This window comes from Streptomyces sp. NPDC006512, from assembly GCF_040611935.1.
In the GTDB taxonomy this organism is placed as follows: domain Bacteria; phylum Actinomycetota; class Actinomycetes; order Streptomycetales; family Streptomycetaceae; genus Streptomyces.
The window spans coordinates 1-20,516 of record NZ_JBEXPG010000097.1 but is presented as its reverse complement, the minus strand read 5'-3'; the positions used below and the strand labels follow the sequence as shown (position 1 = coordinate 20,516).

14 protein-coding genes are annotated in these 20,516 nt (G+C 73.6%); 6 read left to right on the top strand and 8 right to left on the bottom strand.

Annotated features, from left to right (window positions below):
* Nucleotides 1-127: 127 nt before the first annotated feature.
* Genes pucD through ABZZ17_RS38120 form a run of 3 tightly spaced genes read right to left on the bottom strand, consistent with a single transcriptional unit; the run spans nucleotide 128 to nucleotide 4,034 of the window.
* Complete coding sequence (pucD, locus tag ABZZ17_RS38130) at nucleotides 128-2,530, bottom strand: xanthine dehydrogenase subunit D (protein WP_356883658.1); 2,403 nt, start codon at nucleotides 2,528-2,530, stop codon at nucleotides 128-130.
* Nucleotides 2,531-2,532: 2 nt separating this feature from the next.
* Nucleotides 2,533-3,138 carry a (2Fe-2S)-binding protein gene (locus ABZZ17_RS38125; RefSeq protein WP_356883656.1) on the bottom strand — a complete coding sequence of 202 codons (606 nt, stop codon included), beginning with the start codon at nucleotides 3,136-3,138 and terminating at the stop codon, nucleotides 2,533-2,535.
* 2 nt (nucleotides 3,139-3,140) lie between these two features.
* Nucleotides 3,141-4,034 (bottom strand): xanthine dehydrogenase family protein subunit M, encoded by an 894-nt coding sequence (locus tag ABZZ17_RS38120; RefSeq protein ID WP_356883654.1) that lies wholly within the window; start codon nucleotides 4,032-4,034, stop codon nucleotides 3,141-3,143.
* A gap of 254 nt (nucleotides 4,035-4,288) precedes the next feature.
* Here ABZZ17_RS38120 and ABZZ17_RS38115 point away from each other — a divergent pair, with 254 nt between their 5' ends.
* On the top strand, nucleotides 4,289-5,965 hold the full coding sequence (locus ABZZ17_RS38115; protein WP_356883652.1) for a PucR family transcriptional regulator ligand-binding domain-containing protein: 1,677 nt from the start codon (nucleotides 4,289-4,291) through the stop codon (nucleotides 5,963-5,965).
* A gap of 188 nt (nucleotides 5,966-6,153) precedes the next feature.
* Nucleotides 6,154-6,927, top strand: coding sequence for a hypothetical protein (locus ABZZ17_RS38110; protein ID WP_356883650.1), 774 nt, complete (start codon nucleotides 6,154-6,156; stop codon nucleotides 6,925-6,927).
* Nucleotides 6,928-7,008: 81 nt separating this feature from the next.
* On the opposite strand, the gene ABZZ17_RS38105 is transcribed toward ABZZ17_RS38110, so the two are convergent.
* The gene (locus tag ABZZ17_RS38105; protein ID WP_356883660.1) at nucleotides 7,009-7,662 is read right to left on the bottom strand and encodes a GntR family transcriptional regulator; all 654 of its coding nucleotides are present in this window, start codon (nucleotides 7,660-7,662) and stop codon (nucleotides 7,009-7,011) included.
* A gap of 228 nt (nucleotides 7,663-7,890) precedes the next feature.
* Between ABZZ17_RS38105 and ABZZ17_RS38100 the strand changes: the two genes are divergently transcribed.
* Together ABZZ17_RS38100 and ABZZ17_RS38095 are read left to right on the top strand one after the other, a co-directional pair.
* Nucleotides 7,891-8,766 (top strand): (2Fe-2S)-binding protein, encoded by an 876-nt coding sequence (locus ABZZ17_RS38100; protein WP_356883648.1) that lies wholly within the window; start codon nucleotides 7,891-7,893, stop codon nucleotides 8,764-8,766.
* Between the two features lie 192 nt (nucleotides 8,767-8,958).
* Nucleotides 8,959-10,017: a DUF2637 domain-containing protein gene (locus ABZZ17_RS38095; protein ID WP_356883646.1), complete on the top strand. Its 1,059-nt coding sequence runs from the start codon at nucleotides 8,959-8,961 to the stop codon at nucleotides 10,015-10,017.
* 109 nt (nucleotides 10,018-10,126) lie between these two features.
* On the opposite strand, the gene ABZZ17_RS38090 is transcribed toward ABZZ17_RS38095, so the two are convergent.
* The 4 genes from ABZZ17_RS38090 to ABZZ17_RS38075 form a co-directional block, all read right to left on the bottom strand.
* The gene (locus ABZZ17_RS38090) at nucleotides 10,127-10,519 is read right to left on the bottom strand and encodes an ATP-binding protein (RefSeq protein WP_356883644.1); all 393 of its coding nucleotides are present in this window, start codon (nucleotides 10,517-10,519) and stop codon (nucleotides 10,127-10,129) included.
* 171 nt (nucleotides 10,520-10,690) lie between these two features.
* Nucleotides 10,691-12,433 (bottom strand): pyruvate dehydrogenase, encoded by a 1,743-nt coding sequence (locus ABZZ17_RS38085; RefSeq protein ID WP_356883642.1) that lies wholly within the window; start codon nucleotides 12,431-12,433, stop codon nucleotides 10,691-10,693.
* Between the two features lie 66 nt (nucleotides 12,434-12,499).
* Complete coding sequence (locus ABZZ17_RS38080) at nucleotides 12,500-14,563, bottom strand: protein phosphatase 2C domain-containing protein (protein ID WP_356883640.1); 2,064 nt, start codon at nucleotides 14,561-14,563, stop codon at nucleotides 12,500-12,502.
* A 102-nt stretch (nucleotides 14,564-14,665) separates the two neighbouring features.
* Nucleotides 14,666-18,424: a S8 family serine peptidase gene (locus ABZZ17_RS38075; protein ID WP_356883638.1), complete on the bottom strand. Its 3,759-nt coding sequence runs from the start codon at nucleotides 18,422-18,424 to the stop codon at nucleotides 14,666-14,668.
* A 199-nt stretch (nucleotides 18,425-18,623) separates the two neighbouring features.
* Here ABZZ17_RS38075 and ABZZ17_RS38070 point away from each other — a divergent pair, with 199 nt between their 5' ends.
* Both ABZZ17_RS38070 and ABZZ17_RS38065 read left to right on the top strand, forming a co-directional pair.
* The gene (locus ABZZ17_RS38070; protein WP_356883636.1) at nucleotides 18,624-19,601 is read left to right on the top strand and encodes a helix-turn-helix domain-containing protein; all 978 of its coding nucleotides are present in this window, start codon (nucleotides 18,624-18,626) and stop codon (nucleotides 19,599-19,601) included.
* Between the two features lie 24 nt (nucleotides 19,602-19,625).
* Entirely contained in the window at nucleotides 19,626-20,111 is a 486-nt protein-coding gene (locus tag ABZZ17_RS38065; RefSeq protein WP_356883634.1) for a DUF456 domain-containing protein, read from the top strand.
* Nucleotides 20,112-20,516 lie beyond the last annotated feature (405 nt).

Here is a 20,516-nt window from a genome sequence, read left to right as displayed (position 1 = left end):
GCGCGGGGGGGGGGGGGTCGGCGGCGCGGGGCGGGGCCCCCCCCCCGGGCGCCGCCCCCCCCCCCCCCCCCCGGGGGGGGGGGGGGGGGGGGGGCGGGGCCCCCCCCCCCCCCCCCACCACGCCGTCCTAGAGGGTGCCGGTGAGGGCTTCCGGACGGATCGGCGTCTTGTTGATGTCCAGACCGGTCGCCTGCCGGATCGCCGCGATGACGGCCGGGGTGGACGAGAGGGTCGGCGCCTCGCCCATGCCGCGCAGGCCGTACGGGGCCTTCGGGTCGGCGAGCTCCAGGACGTCGACCGGGATGGTCGGGGTGTCGAGGATGGTCGGGATCAGGTAGTCCGTGAAGGAGGGGTTGCGCACCTTCGCGGTCTTCGGGTCCACGATGATCTCTTCCATGATCGCCACGCCGAGGCCCTGGGTGGTACCACCCTGGATCTGGCCGACCACGGAGAGCATGTTCAGCGCCTTGCCGACGTCCTGGGCGGTCGCCAGCTCGACGACCTTGACCAGGCCGAGCTCGGTGTCCACCTCGACGACCGCGCGGTGCGCGGCGAACGTGTACTGGACGTGACCGTTGCCCTGGCCGGTGACCAGGTCGAAGGGGACCGTCGGGTGGTGGCGGTACTCGAGTTCGAGGTCGATGGCCTCGCCCTCCAGGATGTCGGCGATGTCCGCGAGGACCTCGCCGCCGTCGGTGACGACCTTTCCGCCTTCGAGCAGCAGCTCGGCGGTGGCCCACGCCGGGTGGTACGAGCCGTTCTTGCGGCGGCCGATCTCCAGCAGGGCCTCGCGGACGGCCTCACAGGTGTTCTTCACGGCGCCACCGGTCATGTACGTCTGCCGCGAGGCGGACGTGGAACCGGCGGAGCCGACCTGCGTGTCGGCCGGGTGGATGGTCACCTGCGTGACGCCCAGCTCGGTACGGGCGATCTGCGCGTGGACGGTGATACCGCCCTGGCCGACCTCCGCCATGGCCGTGTGGACCATCGCGACGGGCTCGCCGTTGATGACCTCGAGCCGTACGCGGGCGGTCGAGTAGTCGTCGAATCCCTCGGAGAAGCCGACGTTCTTGATGCCGACCGCGTAGCCGACGCCGCGGACGACGCCCTCGCCGTGGGTGGTGTTCGACAGGCCACCGGGCAGCGCGCGGACGTCCGCGCCCTCGCCGGCGGTCTCCCACTGGCGCTCGGGCGGCAGCGGGCGGGCCTTGACCCGGCGCAGCAGCTCGGCGACGGGCGCCGGGGCGTCCACGACCTGGCCGGTCGGCATGACCGTGCCCATCTCCATGGCGTTCAGCTGACGGAACTCGACCGGGTCCATGCCCAGCTTCGCCGCGAGCTTGTCCATCTGGGCCTCGTACGCGAAGCAGGCCTGGACGGCGCCGAAGCCGCGCATCGCGCCGCAGGGCGGGTTGTTCGTGTAGAGCGCGATCGCCTCGATGTCCACGTCCTCCAGGACGTAGGGACCCACCGAGAGCGAGGAGGCGTTGCCCACGACCGCCGGGGAAGCGGACGCGTACGCGCCGCCGTCCAGGACGATCTTGCACTTCATGTGCGTGAGCTTGCCGTCCTTGGTGGCGCCGTGCTCGTAGTAGAGCTTCGCCGGGTGGCGGTGCACGTGGCCGAAGAAGGACTCGAAGCGGTTGTAGACGATCTTGACCGGCTTGTTCGTGGCCAGGGCCAGGAGGCAGGCGTGGATCTGCATCGAGATGTCCTCGCGGCCGCCGAAGGCGCCGCCGACGCCCGAGAGCGTCATGCGGACCTTCTCCGGCGGGAGGCCGAGGACCGGGGCGATCTGCTGGAGGTCCGAGTGCAGCCACTGGGTGGCGACGTACAGCTCGACGCCGCCGTCCTCGGAGGGCACGGCCAGACCGGACTCCGGGCCGAGGAAGGCCTGGTCCTGCATGCCGAAGGTGTACTCGCCCTCGACGATGACGTCGGCGCGCTTGCGGGCCTCTTCCACGTTGCCGCGGATGATCGGCTGCCGGTGCACGATGTTCGGGTGCGGGACGTGACCGATGTGGTGGTCGTCGCGGCCCTCGTGGATCAGCGGCGCGTCGGGGGCGAGGGCGGAGGCCTCGTCCGTGACGAGCGGCAGCTCACGGTAGTCGATCTTGATCTTGGCGGCCGCGCGGCGGGCGGTCTCCGGGTGGTCCGCGGCCACGAGGGCCACCGGCTCACCGTGGTGGCGCACCCGGCCGTTGGCGAGCACCGGGGTGTCCTGGATCTCCAGGCCGTAGTTCTTCATCTCGGCCGGCAGGTCGTCGTACGTCAGCACCGAGTACACGCCGGGCATGGCGAGCGCCTCGGAGATGTCGATGGAGACGATCTCGGCGTGGGCGACGGTGCTGCGCAGGGTCTGGCCCCACAGCATGTCCTCGTGCCACATGTCCGAGGAGTACGCGAACTCGCCGGTGACCTTGAGGGTGCCGTCCGGGCGGAGCACGGACTCGCCGATGCCGCCCTTCTGGTGCTTCTGGCTGACGTTCGTAGGAGCGCCTGCGGGCACGGTGCGGGTGTTCTGAGCCATGGTCAGACCGCCTCTCCCTGACGGGCGGCCGCGAGGCGGACCGCGTCGAGGATCTTCTCGTAGCCCGTGCAGCGGCAGAGGTTGCCGGACAGGGCCTCACGGATGTCCTGGTCGGACGGGTCGGAGTTCTCCTCCAGCAGCGCGTCCGCCTGGACGAGCAGACCCGGGGTGCAGAAGCCGCACTGGACGGCGCCGGCGTCGATGAACGCCTGCTGGATGGTGGAGAGCTCGACGCCCTCACCGGTCTGGGAGTCACCGGGCTTGGCGGCCCAGCGCTTGGCCTCGTCGGTGGTGACGCCCTTGCTGCCGCAGCCGCCGCCGGTGCCGCAGGCACCGCCGTGGCCGTGCTCCTCGCGCTGCTTGGCGAAGTCCGCCAGGCCCTCGACGGTCACGACGTCACGGCCCTCGACCTGACCGGCCGCGACCAGACAGGAACAGACCGGCACGCCGTCGAGACGGACGGTGCAGGAACCGCACTCGCCCTGCTCGCACGCGTTCTTCGAACCCGGGAGGCCGAGGCGCTCGCGCAGGACGTAGAGGAGGGATTCGCCCTCCCACACGTCGTCGGCTTCCTGCTGACGTCCGTTGACAGTGAAATTGACGCGCATGGTTACGCAGCCCCTTCAAGCGAGCGGCCGGTGGTGCCGCGGTACTGCTCCCACGTCCAGACGAGCTGGCGGCGAGCCATGATGCCTACCGCGTGGCGGCGGTACTTCGCCGTGCCGCGGACGTCGTCGATCGGGTTGGCCGCGCCGGAGGCGAGCTCACCGAACTGCTTGGCGATCGACGGGGTGATGACCTTGCCCGACTCCCAGAAGCCGCCCTCTTCGAGCGCGGCGTTCAGGAACTCCTCGGCGGCCTTCGCCCGGATCGGGGTCGGCGCGGCCGAACCGATGCCGGTGCGGACCGTGCGCGAGTCCGGGTGCAGCGCCAGACCGAAGGCGCACACCGCGATGACCATCGCGTTGCGGGAGCCGACCTTCGAGTACTGCTGCGGGCCGGACGCGTTCTTGATGTGAACGGTCTTGATGAGCTCGTCGGGAGCCAGCGCGTTGCGCTTCACGCCCGTGTAGAACTCGTCGATCGGGATGAGCCGCGCGCCGCGGACCGACTCGACCTCGACCTCGGCGCCGGCGGCGAGGAGGGCGGGGTGGGAGTCACCGGCGGGCGAGGCGCAGCCGAGGTTGCCCCCGACGCCGCCGCGGTTGCGGATCTGCGGGGACGCGACCGTGTGCGAGGCGAGCGCGAGACCCGGCAGCGTGCCGCGCAGGTTCTCCATGATCTGGGTGTACGGGACGGAGGCGCCCAGCTTGGTGACCTCCTCGCCTACCTCCCACTCCCGCAGCAGACCGATGCGGTTGAGGTCGAGGAGGTACTCCGGACGGCGGTGGTCGAAATTGATCTCGACCATGATGTCGGTGCCACCCGCAATCGGCACAGCTGTGGGGTACTCGGCCTTAGCGGCGAGCGCCTCCTCCCAGCTGGCGGGGCGAAGGAAGTCCATGTGCGGCTCTCTTCTTCTTCATCGTGTCGTTCACTTCAAGCCAGGAGGCCGAAGGGCCCTCGACTGGTCGTTCACGTGCTGTTAACGCGGTGTGGAGCCAGTACACAAGCCACGCGTCCCCCGGGTGCAGTCACCGAAACCATGAAGGAGTTGGCTGACGGCCTCCCTCGTCTTGTAGATTCGTATGAAAGGCAGGATGCGACGACCTGCCCGATTTCCAACGGCAACATTCGAGACAGATCGGCGGCGACATCATGCGGCTGCGCGCACTGCTGGAAACCGAGGCACTGGGGCTGCGGCTGCTGGGCGGCGAGGACGAACTCGACCGGACGGTCCGCGGGGTCATGACGACCGACCTGAGGGATCCCAGCCGATACCTCTCCGGAGGAGAACTCGTCCTCACCGGCCTGGCATGGCGAAGAAATTCAGCCGACTCCGAGCCGTTCGTACGAATCCTCGCGAGCGCGGGCGTCGCCGGCCTCGCGGCGGGCGAGGCGGAGCTGGGGGACATCCCCGACGATCTCGTTTCAGCCTGTCGGCGCAACCGGCTCCCGCTGTTCGCGGTGAACGAGGACGTTGCATTCGCCACCATCACGGAGTACGTGGTGCGGCAGGTCTCCGGGGAGCGCGCGGGCGATCTCGCGGCCGTCGTGGACCGCCACCGCCGGCTGATGACATCGGGCCCGGCGGGGGGCGGACCCGACGTGGTGCTGGATCTGCTCACCACGGACCTCGATCTCCGGGCCTGGGTGCTCTCGCCCACCGGCCGGCAGATCGCCGGCGCGGGCGAGCCGCTGGCTCCGGGCGTCTGCGCGGCACTGGCGAGCGAGCACCTCGCGGCGGTCCGGACCGGCCGCAGGGGCCCGCACCGGATGTCCATCCAGGGTATTACCTACTCCCTGTTCCCGATCAGGGGACACGGCCGGGGCCCGGGCCCCGCCGTCCGTGACGTGCGCGAGAGCGTCCTCTCGGACTGGCTGCTGGCCGTCGAGGCGGACGCGGGCGACTGGCCCGCCGAGCGGCTCGACCTGCTCCAGGGCGTCACCCAGCTGATCGCCGTCGAGCGGGACCGCCGCGACGCGGCCCGTACGGTGCGCCGCAGACTGGCCCAGGAGGTGCTGGAGCTGGTCCAGACGGGCGCCGCGCCCGCCGAGATCGCGGCCCGCCTGCGGGTCGCGGCCCCGGTGCTGCTGCCCGGGCTGGGCGGCGCCCCGCACTGGCAGGTCGTGGTGGCGCGGGTGGACTGGGACGGCGGGGACATCCCCGGCGGCCCGGTGGCCCAGTCGCTGCTGGAGGAGATCCTGGTCGACCCGTCGATGGCGGGGCCGGAACCCTCCGACCGGATCGCGGTGGCCCATGCGGGTGACGAGGCCATCGCGCTCGTGCCGCTGCCCTCGCTCTCCGGGGAGGCCGGGGAGGACAAGGGCCCCGACTCCGCGCTGCACGCCGACGCGCTGCTGGCGGCCGTACGGGAGCCCCTGGCGGCCGGTCTGGCCGACGACGGGCGGCTCACGCTGGGCGTCAGCGCGGCCGTGCACTCCGCCGAGGGGCTGCGCGGGGCGCTGGAAGAGGCCCGGCACGCCCGCCGGGTCGCCGCGGCCCGCCCGGGCCGGGTCTGCGCCGCGGGCCACCACGAGCTGGCCTCGCACGTCCTGCTGCTGCCGTTCGTCCCGGACGACGTGCGCCGGGCCTTCACGGCCCGCCTGCTGGACCCGCTGCGGGACTACGACCGGCGCCACCGGGCGGAGCTCATCCCGACGCTGGAGGCCTTCCTGGACTGCGACGGCTCCTGGACCCGCTGCGCGACCCGGCTGCACCTGCACGTCAACACGCTGCGCTACCGGGTCGGGCGAATCGAGCAGCTGACGGCGCGGGACCTGTCCCGGCTGGAGGACAAGCTCGACTTCTTCCTCGCACTGCGGATGAGCTGACGAAAGGCCGCGCCGCCCCTCCCCGGCGGGCGGCGCGCGGCGACGGCCGGGCGGGCGGGGCCCGCTGACGCGCCGTCCGGACTTTGTGAAAGAGTTCACCCGACCCCTTGGCCGATGTAGCCGATCCGTGCTCTCATTTCGCCCCAGGGCTCAACGACGTGCTGCTTGGTTGCTTCGGGGAGGGCAATGTGGCGGATACCGCCATGTCCGGTGCGGGATCAACGGGGGGCGACGACCCCCTCCAGCGGGCGATATGGCGGCTGCGTTCGCGCGGCTGTTGGACCGACGCGGCGGCCCTGTTGACGCCGCACGCGCACGACGCCGGCGCCGCCGTGCAGCGCACCGCGCTGCTCGTGGAGCGGTGCCTGTTCACCGGCCAGGGCTGGGCGGAGGCGGAGGACGCGCTCCGCGTCGCGGAGGCCGTGGCCCGGGACGACGACGAGCGGGGCGCGGCCGCGTGCGAGCGGGGCCAGCTGGCGTACGCCGCCACCGTGCTCGGCGTCCGCGACCGGGCCGACGAGGCGCGCTCCGCGCTCGGCCGCGCGGCGGCGTTGCTGTCCCCGGGGTCCCGGACCCGGCCCCTGCTGGACTTCCGCCGGGGTCTGGTCGCCGAGCACCTGGCGGACTCCCCGCAGGCGGCCCTGCCGGCCTACCGGCGCGCCCACGCGGGCGCGGTCGCCCACGAGGACACCCTGCTGCTGTCCTTCACCTGGCGGCACCTGGCCGCGCTGGCCCTGCGGGACGGCGAGGTCGCCGAGGCCCGCAAGGGCTTCGCGGAGTCCCTGCGGATCCGGGAGGAGCTGGGCTTCCTGGTCGGCACGGCCCCCGCTCTGGCGGCCCTGGCCGAGGCCGAACCCGAGCCCGAGGCCGCCCGGCTGCGCGCGGAGGCCCGCCGCCTGTTCCACCTGCTGGGCGGGATCCCGACCTGGCTCGCCGACCAACTGCACCCCTCGCCGGCCTGAGCCCCCGCCCGGCGGTGCGCGCGGGCCGGTTCCGTGCGCCCGTACGGGGTGCGGCCGGGCCCCGGCCGGGCTCCGGGGCCGTCAGGCGGTGGCGCCCGCGAAGTGTTCCCGTACGAGCGACTCCACCACCGGGAGGTCCTGCGCGATCAGGGCCTCCAGGAGGGCCGAGTGCTCGGCCGCGTCGGCGACCAGGTCCGCGCGGCGGACGCGGGGCGCGCCCGGGAGCGGCCACTGGGCGCGGCGGTGGAGTTCCTCCGCGACCCGGACCAGCTGGGTGTTGTCCGCGAGGGAGAGCACGGCCCGGTGGAAGGCGCGGTCGGCGTCCGCGTACCCGGGCAGGTCGCCCGCGGCGGCCGCCTCGGCCGTGGCGAGGGCGGCGGGGCGCAGGGATTCCCAGACCTGGGCCGGTACGCCGCGGGCGAGCCGGAGCATGACCGGCACCTCCAGCAGGGCCCTGACCTCGGCCAGCTCGGCGAGGGCGCGGGGGGTGCGGGTCAGGACCCGGAACCCCCGGTTGGGCAGGCATTCCACCGCCCCCTCCAGCGCCAGCTGCTGCATCGCCTCGCGCACGGGGGTCGCGGAGACCCCGAAGCGCTCGCCGAGGGCCGGGCCGGAGTAGATCTCCCCCGGTTCCAGTTCGCCGTCCACGAGGGCCGCCCGCAGGGCTTCCAGGACCTGCGCGCGCACCGAATGGCGCAGTACCTTCTGCCGGGGAATCGACGGGTTGTCCGACACCGTGGCGCGGGCCGCTTCGTGCACTCGGTCCTCCTCCGGGTCTCGACCGGTTCCGAGGATAGGTGAAGGCCCGCCCGCCAGGGGATACGGCCCGTCCCGGGCTGTCGGCGCGTCGCCGCCGCGGCCGCGGCCGGGCCGACATCGCGGCGGACCCCGTGGGTGCAGACCCCCGAACATCGGGTAAGGTAAGGCTTACCTTCCAATGATCTCGCGATTCGGTGGTCCGTCATGACCGGCACGGCTCTCGACGTCCTGCTCCCGCCCGCACCCGCCCCGGCCGGCTCTCCGGTGGCGGACGCGTACGGACGCCTGACGGCGGTCCACCCCGGGCTGCGGATCACGGAGCACGACGCGCACGAGCCCCTCCCTCGCGGTGTGGGATGGGCCGGCGCGGACGAGCTCGCCGCGGGCGGGGAGGCGGTCGACGCGTTCCTCGCCTGGGACCACGCCCAGGTGCTGCGCGACTACGGCACCCCCGGGCGGCCCGACGTGGTGGCCGGATTCGGTCTGCACCGGTACGCATGGGCCGCCTGCCTGCTGATCACGGTCCCCTGGTTCCTGGACCGCCGGGTACCCCGGCTTCCCGTCGACCGGGTGGCCTACCACCGGACCCGCGGACAGATGTCCGTGCGGGTCGAGACCTTCGCGTGCCTGCCGGACGATCCGGCGGCCGCACTCCCCGGGGCCCGTGTCGTGCCCGACGAGGAGTCCCTGCGCGAGGAGGTGCGGGCAGCGGTGTCCCAGCACCTCGGACCGCTGCTGGAAGGTTTCGGCCCGCGGACGCGGCGCGGCCGCCGGGCCCTGTGGGCGATGGCGACCGACGACGTCGTCGAGGGCCTGTGGTACCTCGGGGAGCTGCTGGGCGAGGAACAGCGGGCGATGCGGGAGCTGGAGCTCCTGCTGCCCGGCTCGACCGCCCCCTACACCGGGAGCGCGGGCTTCCGTACGCTGCGCGGCCCCGGCGGCGAGGAACTGAAGACCCGCGACCGGGCCGGCTGCTGCTTCTTCTACACGATCCGGCCGGAGGACACCTGCGCGACCTGCCCGCGTACTTGCGACGCGGATCGCGTGGCCCGGCTCGTGGCGGAGGCCGCCGCCGACTGAACCCACCCCCAGGGATGAAGCGAATTCGAACGCAACCCCGCTGCCACGAGCGGCAGTTCGAGTCACAACACCCTATCCGACGGGCCCCGCCCCCCGATGGCGTCCACTTGCCCCGAAACCCGCGTGCACCACGGACCGGCTGCGTCACTATGGCGCCCGGAAAGCCGCATACGCGAGGCAAGGGACATCCGCATGAGACTGACCGACATATCGCTGGACTGGCTGCTGCCCGGCAGCCTGTTGATCCTGGGCGTACTTGCGGCAGTGGCGGTACTGGCCCGGGGCAAGCGGGAGGGCGAGAAGGCCGCGGCCGAGGACAGCTGGGAACGCAGCGAGGAACGGCGACGGCGCAAGGAAGCCGTCTACGGGACCGCCTCGTACGTCCTGCTCTTCTGCTGTGCGGCCGTCGCCGCGGCGCTCTCCTTCCACGGGCTCGTCGGCTTCGGCCGGCAGAACCTGAACCTCTCCGGGGGCTGGGAGTACCTCGTTCCCTTCGGCCTCGACGGCGCGGCGATGTTCTGCTCGGTGCTGGCCGTGCGCGAGGCGAGCCACGGCGACGCGGCGCTCGGATCCCGCCTGCTGGTCTGGCTGTTCGCGGGCGCGGCCGCCTGGTTCAACTGGGTGCACGCGCCCCGCGGCCTCGGCCACGACGGCGCCCCCCAGTTCTTCGCCGGGATGTCGCTGTCGGCCGCCGTGCTGTTCGACCGCGCCCTCAAGCAGACGCGCCGGGCCGCGCTGCGCGAACAGGGCCTGATCCCACGGCCGTTGCCGCAGATCCGCATGGTCCGCTGGCTGCGGGCTCCGCGCGAGACCTTCGGCGCGTGGTCGCTCATGCTGCTGGAGGGGGTGCGCACCCTCGACGAGGCCGTGGACGAGGTGCGCGAGGACAAGAAGGAGAAGGAACAGGACCGCCACCGCCGGCGGGAGCAACACCGGCTGGACCGCGCGCACATCAAGGCGCTGGGCCGGCAGAACCGGGCGTTCGGGCGGGCCCGGGCGCGGCAGGTCGACATGCCGGGGCTGAACCCCGGGACGGGCTCCGCGCCGGTCGGCGCGGAGCCGGCCATACCGGAAGCGGGACAGCTGCCCCTGCGCCGCCGGCCCTCCCTCCAGGCCGTCAACGGAACCGAACCCCTTGAACCGTCCGGTGCCCGGACGGTCGACCTCACCGCCGAGGACGACACCCAGACCATTCCCCGGCTCGACTCACTGGAGCGCAAACTGAAGGACCTGGAGCAGCAGTTCGGCTAGCCCGGACCCGTTCGCACGACACGGCGGGGCGGCCGTCCGCGGGGAATCCCGGGGGCGGCCGCCCCGTCGTCACATCCACGTCCGTGTCCCGCCGTCCGGCGATCTCCGGTTACCCGGCGTTCAGCTCGAACCAGACGACCTTGCCGCGGCCCAGCGCCAGCGGGTCCACACCCCAGGCGTCGGCGAGCGCCTGCACCAGAACCAGTCCCCTCCCGTGCGTACCGTCGTCGGCGGACGGTACGTACGGCCGGGGGCGGCGCGCGGTGTAGTCGCGGACCTCGACCCGTAACGTGGCGGCGTCGAGGCTCGCGGACACCTCCGCACCGTGGTCGGTGTGCACGAGGGCGTTCGTGACCAGTTCGGTGATCAACAGTTCCGCGACGTCGGCGGCCTCCGTCCGGCACCGGTGGCGCAGCAGTTCCCGCAGGGACCGCCGGACCTCGCCGATGGCCTTCAGGTCCGCCCGGTCGACGCTCCGCCGGATCCGCAGCGCGCTTCCCACCGTGCTCCCCCCGCCCCCGGCGGACGGCTCGCGCGGCACCGGCCGTCCTCTCTTCCACAGCTTTCCGGTATTCGCCCCCACCCGCACGGCGATGTACCTCCCCCGCATCCACAACTCTCGAACAGGTCTACGGAATGCATGCCCCCCGGGGCAATCCGCACTCCTGCGGACTTACGGGCGCGGTACGTTGCGCAGGTTGGATCGAGCCATTTGGAGCATGCGCCCCACCCCGCCGTCGAGCACGATCTTGCTGGCGGACAGTGCGAAACCGGTCACCATCTCGGCACTGATCCTCGGCGGAATCGACAGGGCGTTGGGGTCGGTCACCACGTCCACCAGAGCGGGCCCCTTGTGCCGGAACGCGTCCTTGAGAGCCCCCGTGAGCTGCTTGGGCTTCTCGACGCGGACCCCGAAAGCGCCCGCCGCGCGGGCGATCGCGGCGAAGTCCGGGTTCCGGTTCGTCGTTCCGTACGAGGGCAGGCCGGAAACCAGCATCTCCAACTCGACCATTCCGAGAGATGAGTTGTTGAAGAGGACCACTTTGACGGGCAGGTCGTACTGCACCAGGGTGAGGAAATCTCCCATCAGCATCGAGAAGCCGCCGTCACCGGACATCGAGACCACTTGACGATTGCGGTCGGTGAACTGCGCCCCGATGGCCTGGGGAAGGGCGTTGGCCATGGAGCCGTGGCTGAAGGAGCCGATGATGCGCCGCTTTCCGTTCGGGGAAAGATAGCGCGCCGCCCACACGTTGCACATGCCGGTGTCGACAGTGAACACCGCGTCCTCGTCGGCGAGTTCGTCGAGTACGGACGCCACGTACTCGGGGTGGATCGGCGTGTGCTTCTCCACCTTGCGCGTGTACGCCTTCACCACCCCCTCCAGGGCGTCCGCGTGCTTCTTCAGCATCCGGTCCAGGAAACGGCGGTCGGTCTTGGCCTTCACCCGGGTGTTCAGGGCGCGCAGGGTCTCCCGCGCGTCCCCCCATACCGCGAGGTCCAACTGCGATCGCCGGCCGAGGTGTTCGGGGCGGATGTCCACCTGGACGATCTTCACGTCGTCGGGGAGGAAGGCGTTGTACGGGAAGTCCGTGCCGAGCAGGATCAGCAGGTCGCACTCGTGGGTGGCCTCGTAGGCGGCGCCGTAGCCGAGCAGTCCGCTCATGCCGACGTCGTACGGGTTGTCGTACTGGATCCATTCCTTGCCGCGCAGCGCGTGCCCGACCGGGGTCTTGACCCGGCCCGCGAACTCCATCACCTCGGCGTGCGCGCCGGCGGTGCCGCTGCCGCAGAAGAGCGTGACCTTCTCGGCCTCGTCGATCAGCCGCACCAGCTTCTCGATCTCCCCGTCCCCGGGCCGTACGGTGGGCCGCGCGGTCACCAGGGCGTGCTCCACCGCCTTCTCCGGGGCGGGCAGGGAGGCGATGTCCCCGGGCAGGGCGACGACGCTGACCCCGCTGCGGCCGACGGCGTGCTGGACGGCGGTCTGGAGCAGCCGGGGCATCTGCTTCGGATTGGAGATCAGCTCGCTGTAGTGGCTGCACTCGCGGAACAGCTGGTCGGGGTGTGTCTCCTGGAAGTAGCCGAGGCCGATCTCGCTTGAGGGGATGTGCGAGGCGAGCGCGAGGACCGGGGCCATCGAGCGGTGGGCGTCGTAGAGGCCGTTGATCAGGTGCAGGTTGCCGGGGCCGCAGGAGCCCGCGCAGGCGGCGAGCCTGCCGGTGACCTGGGCCTCGGCGCCCGCCGCGAAGGCGGCCGTCTCCTCGTGCCGGACCTGGATCCACTCGATGCCGCCGGTCCGGCGGATGGCGTCGACGACGGGGTTCAGGCTGTCGCCGACGACTCCGTACATCCGCCGCACGCCCGCGCGCACGAGGATGTCCACGAACTGCTCCGCCACGTTCTGCTTCGCCATGAAGGGGGCGCCCTTTCCGGTTCGGCTCTGCCGGGTCCGGCTCCCATCCATGCACGTTCCACGCCGTTACGCCTCCCAGACCGCGGCGGCCGTCCGGTCGTCGGCGTACCCCTTGAGGCGGAGCTGGGTGTCGGCGAGGAACGCCGCGAGGCCGGGCGGCTCCCCCTGCGACCAGCGGGCCGCGAGCTCGGCCGGGAGCAGGGCCTCCTCCCGCATCGGCTCCGCGAGCCCTCCGGTGCACAGCAGGAGGGTGTCGCCCGGACGGGCCACGGAGGCCCGGAACCGGAAACCGCCGGTGAGGCTGCCGCTGCCGGAGGCGGGGTCGGTGCCGGACGGGGCGGCCGGGGCGACCGCCGGGGTCAGTGCGCCGGTCCCCGGGCCGGGAGCCGCGCCCGGCTCCAGGTCCTGCCACCGGCCCGCCCGGAGCCGGAACACCCCGCCCGGGCCCGCGCCGAAGCACACCCGGTGGGCACACTGCGGGTCCAGGGGCAGGAGCAGGCCGCGCAGCCCGGCCGTACAGGCCTCCTCGGGGAGCCCGAGCTCGGCGGCGCGGGCGCGCAGGCGTCCGTAGCCCCGGTCGGTGAGCCGCTGGAGCCCCGACCGGAGGGCCTCGCGGCGGCCGGCCCGGATGTCGTCGGCCAGCCGTTCCCGGCTGCGCCCGACGGCCGCCGCGACGGTGTGGCACAGGTCGGCGGCGGCTTCCCGGGCTCCGGGGGCGGCCCGGTCCCCGCCGGCGAGGACCACCAGGACCAGGGCGTCGTCGCCGCTGCCGAAGCGGGCGGTGAGCAGGCAGTCCCGGCGGGCCTCGCCCCGGTAGCGGGCGGAGTCCCCGCGCAGGGAGGCGGCGCGCAGGGTGTAGGCCCCGTAGCGGGCCCCTTCCAGCACGGTGTCGGGGGTCAGGTCGTCGAGCGCGGCCGGGTCGGCGGCGGGCAGCGCGCCCGGCTCGGCGGCGTAGGTGGGGGCCCGGTCCCCGAGATGGCTGACCACGGGCCGCCCGCCGAACCCCTGACGGGACTCCTCCGGGGCGCCCGGCCCGGGCACCGCGACGGGCGCGGCCGGTGGCACCGCCGCGGCGGACGGGGCGGCGGGTGCGGCCGGTGCGACCGGTGCGACCGGCGGGGGCGGGGGCGGCCCGACCGGCGGGGCGGGCGGTACGGCCGGTGCGGACGGCGGGGTCGCGGGAGACGGGGCGGTCGCCCGGAGCGGCAGCGGGGCCTGCGGAACGTCGGGCCCCGCGGGCGGGGCGGGCGGGGCGGACGGGGCACTTCCCTGCCAGGTTGGCAGCTCGTTGCCGCCCCCGGAGGCGGGTGCCTGGGCGGGGCCCGAGCCGGAGCCGGGCCCGGCGGAGCCATCGGTGCCGAGACCTGAGGCGGGGCCGGCCGTCCGACCGTCGGCGCGTCCGGGGGCCGGGTCGCCGGCGAGGCCCCGGGAGGGCCCGGTGGGCGGTGGCGCGAAGGCGCCGGGCGGGGCGGGCGGTTCTGCCGGGGCGGGCGGTTCGTCCGGAAGGGCCGGGGGCACCGTCACGTCGCCCTGGGCGTACCCGGTCGCCCCCGCCACCCGGGGATCCCGCACCACGGGCGGCGCGGCCGGCGGTGCGGGAGGTCGTGGTGCCGGAGGACCGGCCGGAGCCCGGCGGGGCCCCGGCAGCAGCGGTTCCCCCGCACCCGGAGGCGGGGCCGATCCGCCCGGAGCGGACCCCGCCGGGGCCGGGGAGGCCGAAGCCGCCCGGTCCGGGGCCGGTGAGGCCGAAGCCGCCCGGTCCGGGGCCGGTGAGGCCGAAGCCGCCCGGTCCGGGGCCGGTGAAGCGGACCCGTCCGGGGTGGCCGGGGTGGCCGAAGCGGACCCGTCCGGGGTCCCCGGCGGCTGGGGCGGGGCCGACGGGGCGTCGGCGGCCGGTGCCGACGGGGGCCGGGCCGAGCGGGGTGACGGCAGGGGGGCGCCGGGTGGTGCGGCGTCCGGGGGCCGGGGTGGGGGCGGGATCCGGGTGGGGGCGGGCGGCCCCGGGTCGGTCACCAGGACCGACGCCGAGCGGAACCGGTGGTCCAGGGTGTCCCCCGGATCGGGCTCGGGTCCCGCTTCCGGATCCTCGTAGAGCTTCTGCCACCAGTCCTCGTCGCCCTGCTGACTCATGCCCTCATTGTCGGCCCAGCCGGGCGGCGGAAAACCCCGAACGCGCGAAAAGGGTCCACCGGGCCGCCGCCCGGTGGACCCTCCCCGCTCTACCCGTACGGACTAACGGACTTCGTACGCCCGAGTGACCGTCTGGGTGACCGTGGCGCCGTTCGCGTCGGCGAGTTCGACCTTCAGCGACACCGCCTTGCCGGAGGCTCCCGCGTGGTCGACGACGGCCGTCCACCGGCCGCCGCGCTCGGTGGTCCGCGCCTGCGTCCAGTTCTCGCCGTCGTAGGAGTAGGAGAGCTTCGCCGACTTCAGCGCGCCCGGCGCGTACCCCGCGTGCCCGGTGACGCTCAGCCCGATGCTCTGGCCGTTCGCCGCCGCGACCGTCTTCATGCCGTCCAGCGGGGCCGCGTACCGCGGGAAGAGGACCGGCAGTCCCTGCGAGTAGGCCGACGCGTCGAGCTTCGAGGTGAAGCCCCAGGTCGTCGACACCGCCGTGGAGCGCTGCCAGGTACGGGCGGGCGGCCCGATCTTCTCGATGGACTGGGTCAGTTCGTAGCGGCCCGCCTCCGCCGGGACCTCGAACACCCCGAACGGGTACCAGCTCTCGCCGATGACCTCGCCGTCGCGCTTGAGCTGGAGTCCGCCGATGTCGCCGAACGAGCCCGGCTGTGCGAAGTGGCCGCCGTCCCCCCACATGGCGGGGGCGAAGCCGATCAGGTTGCCCTGCCGTTCGGCGGCCAGGGTCTCCTTGCCGGCCGTGTCGCGGGGCGCGACCGGCCCGGTCACCCCGTCGTACCAACTCACCGCGGTCTTGCGGCCCTTGACGTACGTGCGCTGCTCACCCGTCATGAACTCGCCCCAGGGAAAGCTGCTGGACAGCAGCTGGTCCCAGGCGGTGTCCCCGGCGGAGTAGAACTCGGTGCGCCGGCCCGGAGCCGCGACGGTCTCGATCCCGCCGAAGAAGACGGCGCTGCCGATCGGCCGGTAGGCCCCGGCGACGTCGATGAAGTCGGCGGCCACGCCCATGGAGTTGTAGGTGGCGTCGACCTGCCCGAGGTCGCGGTCGCGCACCCGGTAGGTGTGCCCCGACGTGACCTCGCCGGTCTCGGGGAAGGCGAGGGTGTAGACGTACGGGCTCTTCGCGGTGCCCTTCCAGGCCAGCGTGACCTTGCCCGCCGCGAGCCGGGCCAGGAGCGCCTTCCCCTCGCCGGACTCGATGGCCAGGGTCGGCAGGGTGCCGCCCGCGTAGCCGGTGAACGCGACCCAGCGGCCGGGGGCGTCGCGGTGGGCGAGGACCGCCTTGGCACCGGCGTCCTTGGCGGCCTGCGCCACCTCGTACAGGGCCCCGTCCGTGGTCTTCACCAGGGCGATCGCACCCTTGGCGCCCGCCGCGGCGAGCTCTTCGGGGGTGCCGGAACCCGCGTCGACCAGGGGGGCGCTGCCGGTTCCGTCGAGGTTGTCGCTGCCGGTGGAGGCGGTGATCGGGTGCAGTACCGGACCGCCGGCCACCTTCAGCTCGGCGAGTACGGGCGCGCCCGCCCGCCAGTAGCTGCCGAACTCGAACTCCCCTTCCTTGGCGCGGCCTTCGACGGAGGCGTAGTAGCCCCGGATCGTCCGGCCGCCCATGGCGGTGCCCGCGTGCAGCCAGGTGTCGTCCCAGGTGCGGGCGAAGCCGAGGGTGGTGTTGCGGGATTCGACGGGCTTGTCGGCCTCGACGGCCAGGCGTCCGGCCTTGCGGGCGTCGAGGACGACGGTCGTGTCCTTCTTCACCTCGGTCTGCGGGCGCCCCAGGTAGGTGAGGGAGTCGATCAGCTCGGCGCCCTCGCCCGCGTCGGGGGTGCCGACGAAGGCGGAGAGGAAGTAGGAGCCCGGGCGGACCCGGTAGACCTGGTCGACGGAGCCCTCGTTGAAGCGGCGCTCGCCGCTCGCGTCGTCGGTGCCGATGACGTCCAGCGAGGAGGGTCCGGCGGCCGGGCGGCCGGCGCGGTCGATCAGCTTGACGCGCAGGGTGACGGTCTCCGGCTCGACGTACAGGGAGAAGGGGGTGGAGACCCGCACCCCGCCGGCGGTGGCGACGACGCGGCCGGTGACGTCCCCGTACTGGGAACGCTCCAGCTTCGCGGCCGGGTCGAGGTGGAGCGGCACCTTGACGGTGGCGCCGGCGGGGACGGTGACCGTACGCCGGTCGAGGCGGGCCACCTGGGAGCGGACGGCGGAGCCGTCGTTGCCCGTGACCGTCTCGACGGCGAGGTCCAGGGTGACGGGCCGGGTGCCCGTGTTCGTGTACGGGACCTCGACGCTCGTGCGGTCGCTGCGGTCCTGCGGCCAGTTGTACGTACCGCCCTGGACGGCGGGGGCGCCGGTGACGGTGGCGTCGAGGGCGGCCCTCACGTCGAGCCGGCCGCCTCCGGTCTCCCGTACGTCCCCCGGGACCTTGGTGTTCGCGGAGCCGACGAGGGCGGCCTTGACCTGCTGTCCGTTCCAGTCGGGGTGACGCTGCTTGACGATGGCCGCGGCGCCCGCGACGTGCGGGGTGGCCATCGAGGTCCCGGACATCGACTGGTACGCGTACACCCCGCGGCCGCCCGCCGCGGCGGCGGAGATCCCGACGCCGGGGGCGGCGATCTCGGGCTTCAGGGTGTGCGCGAGCCCGGCGGGGCCGCGGCTGGAGAAGGAGGCCGTGCTGTCGTCGCGGTCGACGGCGCCGACGGTCAGCGCGCTGGGCGCGCAACCGGGCGAGGAGACCGTGTTGTTGCCCGGACCGGAGTTCCCGGCCGCGATGACGAAGAGCGGGCCCTGCTGCGAGAGCCGTTCGGCGGCGGCGGCGAGCGGGTCGTCGCAGGCGGTCTGGGAGGGGTCGCCGAGGCTCATGGAGACCACGTCGGCCTTGCTCTCGACGGCCCACTCCATACCGGCGATGATCCACGAATCGAGGCCGTAGCCCTGGTCGTTGAGGACCTTGCCGCTGAGCAGTTCGGCGCCGGGCGCGACGCCCTTCTTGGCGCCGCCGCTCTCGGCTCCGGATCCGCCGACGGTGGAGATGGTGTGGGTGCCGTGGCCCTGGCGGTCGGCGTCCGTGTCGGAGTCGGTGAAGTTCTTCGACCCGGCGACGCGGCCCTTGAGGTCGGGGTGGTCGAGGTCGGTGCCCGTGTCGAGGACGGCGACCTTGGTGCCGGCGCCGTCGAGTCCGGCGGCCCAGGCGGCGTTGGCGTTCACCTGCCGGGTGGAGCGTTCCAGGTTCGCCCGGACCTTCCCGTCCAGCCACAGCTTCTTCAGTCCGCCCGCGGCCCGGGAGGTGCCGCCCGCCGAGATGTCCGCCCAGAAGTCGGCGGCCCGCTCCTTGTCGGCGGCGAGGGCCACACCGCCGATGGAGTCCAGGACCAGTGAACGCTCGGCGCCGCGGGGTGCGGGCGGGGTGTTGCGCGCGACGCTGACGGAGCCGTCGTACACGGCGATCAGCGGCAGCTTCTTGCTGTGGGCGTCGTCGTAGCCCTGCCGGATCAGGCCGGTGACGTTGAAGAGTTCCTCGTCGACCTTGCCCGCGGCGAGCGCCTTGACGGCTCCCTCGGGGTAGACGTAGAGGTCCTCGCCGCTCTGACGGGTCTGCACGACCGGCTGGGAGCCGTTCTCGCGGGGCATCGCGGTGGCGGCGGTGCGTCCGGCGGTGTCCGTGGAGACCAGGATCCGGTCTCCGGTGACGAGGGTGACGGTGACGGGCGCCGTGGGCTGCCCGCCCGCCGCCCCGCTCCCGACGAGTGGTCTCTGTCCCGGCGCTCCGCCGCTCGGCTGTGCCGCGGACGGGCCGACGGCGGTGACGGCGAGGACGGCCGCTGTGGCCGCCCCGAGTGCCGTGCGCGATATCGGGCGCATCGCTCTCCCCAGGTGAATTCCGGCCAACCGCTGCATTGCACGGCATAGCTGCCGCGGAAATGGCTTCTGACCGGCGGATGTTGGTGCTGCGGTGGCGTCACCTTGGCAGAGAGGCGGAAGGTGCGGCGATGATGTCGACGGCGGGTTTGCGCCGTGGCCGCTTCCCGCCAGGAACGGCGCAGAGAGTGGGGTGGACGGGTTGCTGGGTGCGATAGGCCTGGACGAGGGGCAGGAGTCGGCGTACCGCGCGCTGGTGGCACTGGGGGCGGCGGAGGTACCGGACCTCGCGCACCGGCTGACGCTGCCGGTGCCGCAGACCGAACGGGCGCTGCGGCACCTGGAACGCCACGGTCTGGCCGCCCAGTCGTCGGCGCGGCCGGGCCGGTGGGTGGCCGCGCCGCCCGGGGTGGCATTGGGCGCGCTCCTGACCCAGCAGCGGCACGAGCTGGAGCAGGCGGAGCTGGCGGCGGTCCTGCTGGCGGAGGAGTACCGGGCCGAGGCCGCCGAGCCGGACGTCCACGACCTGGTGGAGGTGGTGACGGGGGCCAGCGCGGTGGCGCACCGCTTCCACCAGCTCCAGCTGGGCGCGACGGAGGAGGTGTGCGCGCTGGTCAGCGGCCGGCCCCAGGTGGTGACGGGAACGGACAACGAGGCCGAGGAACGGGCCTCCGTCCGCGGCGTGGAGTACCGGGTGGTCATCGAACGCCAGGTGCTGACCCTGCCCAGCGGCATCCGCGAGGCGTCGACGGCCCTGGCCCGCGGGGAGCGGATCCGGGTGACGGGCGAGGTCCCGACGAAGCTGGTGATCGCCGACCGGACGCTGGCGATGGTCCCGCTGACGGCGCGCGGCGCGGAGCCGGCGGCACTGGTCGTCCACGCGTCGGGGCTGCTGGAATCCCTGCGCGGCCTGTTCGAGGCGGTCTGGCGGGAGTCGCTGCCGCTGCGGCTGGGCTCGACGGGCTGCGCGGAGGAGGGCGACGGCGGCCCCGACACCACCGACCTGGAGATCCTGTCCCTGCTGCTGGCCGGGATGACGGACGCGAGCGTCGCCAAGCACCTGGAACTGGGGCTGCGGACGGTACAGCGGCGGGTGAAGGGGCTCATGGAGCTGGCCGGGGTCACGACACGCCTCCAGCTCGGCTGGCACGCGTACGAGCGGGGCTGGGTGGCCCGATAGCCGCAGGTCGGTCAGGCTGGGCAGATGGATCTGCCTCAGCTGCTCCTGGTGGGGCTGGTGCTGCTGCTCGGGGTGCTCGGGGTGATGGTCCCGGGCGTCCCGGGGACCTGGCTGGTCTGGGCGGGCGTGCTGTGGTGGGCGCTCCACCTGCGGTCGGCCACGGCGTGGGCGGTGCTGGTCGCGTCGACGGCCCTGCTGCTGGTGGTGCAGGTCGTGAAGTGGCTGCTGCCGCCGAGGCGGGTCCAGGGGCTGGGCGTCACCCGCCGGATGGCGGCGTACGCGGGCGGCGGCGCGGTCCTCGGCTTCGTCCTGGTACCGGTGGTGGGGTCGGTCCCGGGTTTCATGGGCGGCATCTACCTCCACGAACGCCGCCGGCTGGGCACGCACGGGGAGGCGTGGGCGTCGGTCCGCGCGGTGATGCGGGGGGTGGGGACGAGCGTGCTGGTGGAACTGGTGGCCTGCCTGATGGTGGCCGCGGCCTGCCTGGGCGCCACCCTCTCATCCCCCTGACCACCCCCACCCGAGCACACCCCGGCCCTGCCCACCCGACCCGAGGGTGTGCCGCTGCGCGGGCCGTTCCCCTACCCGCCCTTCCCCCGTTCCCGCCTCAAACGCCGGCGCGGCTCAGACCAAGCCCCCGGCGGCTCCGCCCCCGAACCCCCGCGCCTCAAACGCCGGCGGGGCTGAGATGGCCGGGGGTTGCCCAGCGGAGCCGGGCCCCCTGGGGCTCCGCCCCAGACCCCGCGCCTCAAACCCCGGCGAGGCTGGATCTGGCCCGAGGTAGGCCGGGGAGGCCGAACGGGCCACGGAAACCGTCCCGGGCCGGGGGCGGGGACGGGGTGGGGGGTCGGCCGGGGCTAAAACGTGATTTGTTGGCGCCCTGCCCCGCCCGACAAGACGCTCCGGACAAGGCGC

Bases quoted from the DNA above. Each gene is read 5' to 3' on its own strand.
- ABZZ17_RS38120 (WP_356883654.1), bottom strand. From the start codon at position 4,034: ATGGACTTCCTTCGCCCCGCCAGCTGGGAGGAGGCGCTCGCCGCTAAG.
- ABZZ17_RS38095 (WP_356883646.1), top strand. From the start codon at position 8,959: ATGAGACTGACCGACATATCGCTGGACTGGCTGCTGCCCGGCAGCCTG.
- ABZZ17_RS38125 (WP_356883656.1), bottom strand. From the start codon at position 3,138: ATGCGCGTCAATTTCACTGTCAACGGACGTCAGCAGGAAGCCGACGAC.
- ABZZ17_RS38115 (WP_356883652.1), top strand. From the start codon at position 4,289: ATGCGGCTGCGCGCACTGCTGGAAACCGAGGCACTGGGGCTGCGGCTG.
- ABZZ17_RS38100 (WP_356883648.1), top strand. From the start codon at position 7,891: ATGACCGGCACGGCTCTCGACGTCCTGCTCCCGCCCGCACCCGCCCCG.
- ABZZ17_RS38065 (WP_356883634.1), top strand. From the start codon at position 19,626: ATGGATCTGCCTCAGCTGCTCCTGGTGGGGCTGGTGCTGCTGCTCGGG.
- ABZZ17_RS38075 (WP_356883638.1), bottom strand. From the start codon at position 18,424: ATGCGCCCGATATCGCGCACGGCACTCGGGGCGGCCACAGCGGCCGTC.
- pucD (WP_356883658.1), bottom strand. From the start codon at position 2,530: ATGGCTCAGAACACCCGCACCGTGCCCGCAGGCGCTCCTACGAACGTC.
- ABZZ17_RS38085 (WP_356883642.1), bottom strand. From the start codon at position 12,433: ATGGCGAAGCAGAACGTGGCGGAGCAGTTCGTGGACATCCTCGTGCGC.
- ABZZ17_RS38080 (WP_356883640.1), bottom strand. From the start codon at position 14,563: ATGAGTCAGCAGGGCGACGAGGACTGGTGGCAGAAGCTCTACGAGGAT.